1 pseudogene is annotated in these 942 nt (G+C 76.7%); it reads right to left on the bottom strand.

Annotation, left to right across the window (positions count from 1 at the left end):
* Positions 1 to 170: 170 nt before the first annotated feature.
* Positions 171 to 942, bottom strand: a pseudogene (locus tag AB8Z36_RS41655) (hypothetical protein); the annotation flags it as partial.

Genomic DNA, 942 nt, shown 5'->3' with positions numbered 1-942 from the left:
CCAGGAATCGTACCGAGCCCGGGGCCCCCGCCGCGAAACGGATCTCCCCGACCGCCCGGAAGCGGCCCCTCSGCCCGGTGCGGCCCACGTCGCCCGGCCCAGGGCGACCGCCCGCGCCGCGCCCGTCCTCAGTTGGTGCCGCGCCCGTCCGCAGTCGGTGCCGCCCGTCCTCAGTCGGTGCCGCACGCCTCCTCGAAGAAGTCGATGTTCTCCTGGAGCGACTTCATGAGCCGGTCCCGCTCGGCATCGTCCACCTGTACGGGCGCCACGCCGTTCGCCCCGGTCAGTCTGCGGAACCCGCCCCGGCTCTCCAGGCGGCCCCGCACCTGGATCGGCAGTCCGAGGAGATGGGCCTGGACCGCCACAAGGTAGGACTCCTCGTCCAGGACCATCCGCACCTGCGGGACCTCCGCCCCCGCGAGCACCCTGACCCGGACGAGGAGCGCCGCATCCGCACCACCGCCCCGGTGATCCGCACCGGCACCGAGGGCTCGTCCCGCCGGTAGCGGGCGCTGGCCGCGCGCAGCGCCGCCAGATCGCCGGGCGAGAACTCCACGGGTCCGGCGTGCGCCGCGCACCCTTCGGGCACCCCCGCGCCCGGCGCCCACTCCACCGCGACGCGCGCCCCCTCGGTGCCGTGCACCAGGGCCACGAGCGCCTCGGTCAGCTCATGGCTCGCACCCGCCTCGACCGCCCCGTCGAAGGCGTCCATGCCGCCGGTGGCGCGCTGGTAGTCGACGGCCTCGCGGACCGCGTACAGCGCCTGGTGGAGCCGGACGGCGAGCGGCCGCCGGGCGGTGGGCGCGGCACTGCGGGAGAGCGCGAGGAGGACCTCGCCGATGAGGTCCTCGCAGTCGGGGAAGGCCCGGCTCTCGGGGACGAGGAGGCTGGTGCCGCCGCCTCCGGGGCCCGGCGGGGTCCACCGCGTGTAGCGGCCGGGGG

Source organism: Streptomyces flavofungini, assembly GCF_041028215.1.
Taxonomy (GTDB): domain Bacteria; phylum Actinomycetota; class Actinomycetes; order Streptomycetales; family Streptomycetaceae; genus Streptomyces; species Streptomyces flavofungini_B.
The sequence above is the reverse complement of the archived record's forward strand: the minus strand, read 5'-3'. Positions and strand labels throughout refer to the sequence as shown.